This window comes from Rhodoferax sp. GW821-FHT07F03 (genome assembly GCF_059418745.1).
Map to the genome: position 1 here is coordinate 1 of NZ_JBWKQM010000032.1, position 1,625 is coordinate 1,625.

General features: G+C 63.0%; 3 protein-coding genes. All 3 read right to left on the bottom strand.

Going from position 1 to position 1,625, the window contains the following annotated elements:
* On the bottom strand, positions 1-404 hold a 404-nt coding region (locus AC07R0_RS25660; protein ID WP_495107023.1), incomplete at its 3' end, for an ABC transporter permease subunit.
* A 10-nt stretch (positions 405-414) separates the two neighbouring features.
* Positions 415-1,101: an ABC transporter permease gene (locus AC07R0_RS25665; protein WP_495107024.1), complete on the bottom strand. Its 687-nt coding sequence runs from the start codon at positions 1,099-1,101 to the stop codon at positions 415-417.
* Between the two features lie 200 nt (positions 1,102-1,301).
* The coding region (locus tag AC07R0_RS25670; protein WP_495107025.1) for a transporter substrate-binding domain-containing protein at positions 1,302-1,625 on the bottom strand (324 nt) is incomplete at its 5' end.

The window sequence follows — 1,625 nt, forward strand, 5'->3', positions numbered from 1 at the left end:
GCGGCTTCGATCTCGCCCGCATTCGTCTCGCGGATGGCCCCGGCCAGCATCTCGGCTGTGTAACCCCCGGTATTCAGCGCAAACGCCAGCAAGGCACAAAAGAACGCGTTCTTGAAATACACCAGCGGCCACACCGTATCCCAGCGCGCCTGTATCCAGTCCAGCTGCGCCAGACCGTAGTAAATCAAATACACCTGGATCAGCAGCGGTGTGCCCCGGATCACAAAGGTATAGGCCCCCACCAACCGTTTCAGCAGCACGCTGTTGCTGGTCAAGGCCAAAGCAAAGGCCACCGCCAGCACCGCCCCGATGGCGACAGACGCCGCCAGCAGCCACAGCGTATTCAGAATCCCCTCGCCAAACATGGCCAGGCTCTCTTCGCGAAAGATGACTTCCCAGTTCATACCGTCATCCTCACAGCGTAATGCGCTTGGTGCCCAGGCTGTAGCGGGCATTCAGCCTGCGCAGCACCTCCAGCGACACCCAGGTGTAGACCAGGAACAAAGCCCCGGCAAACAGCAAAAAGACAAACGGCGAGCGGGTTGCCGCACTGGCCTGCTTGGCCAGATAGGTCATCTCCTGCAGGCCGATCAAACTCACCAGGGCCGTGGCCTTGATCAGCACCAGCCAGTTATTCGTAAAGCCTGGCAGGGCATAGCGCACCATCTGCGGCGCCGTGATGCGCAAGAAGGCCTGCCGAGGCCCCATGCCAAAGGCAGCTGCCGCCTCGAACTGCCCGCGCGGAATCGCCATGATGGCGCCGCGAAAGGTCTCGGTCATGTACGCGCCGTAGATGAAGCCCAGGGTCAGCACCCCGGCGGTGAACGGCTCCAGGTCCAGCGTAGCCTCGCTGCCGGCCATCTCCAGCAGGGCATTCACGCCAATCGTGCCGCCGTAGAACACCAAGAGCATCAGCACCAGGTCCGGGATGCCGCGGATGATGGTGGTGTACAGCGTGGCCGGCACGACCAGCACCGGCCGCCCGGAGAGCTTGGCCGCCGCACCCAGCAGGCCCAGCAGCACCGAGACCGCCAGCGCGGCCAGGGACACGCCGACCGTGAGCAGCGCGCCATGGAGGATGGACCAGTAGTAATCAGACAAAACACAGTTCCCAAGTAGAAAAAAATACGCCGTGGCCGCCGCGCAGGAAATGCTGCGGTAAGACCACGGCTAGACCCCGCCTGTAGACACCCCTGTCTTCCCACCAGGAACCCACAGAACCGGCTCCGCCGGGCTGTAGGGTTCGCCCCCTGCAAGGGGGTTGGCGAAAGACGCGAAGCGCTGCAGCCTGGGGGTGCGCTTTATTTCGTGCCGTACACGTCGATCTTGAAGTACTTGTCGTTCAGGGTCTTGTAGGTGCCGTCGGTGCGGATGGCCTTGATGGCGGCGTTGAGTTCTTCCTTCAGCGCCTTGTCACCCTTGCGCAGGGCCACGCCGACACCGCCGCCAAAGTACTTGGGGGTGTACAGCTCGGGGCCGACGGCCACGTAGTCCTTGCCTTCGGGCTTGCTCAGGAAGCCACCGGTGACTTCGATGATGTCGGCCACGGTGCCGTCCAGGCGGCCGGCCTTGATGTCCAGGTAGACCTGGTCCTGGGCTTCATAGGGGGTGACGACCACGCCGAG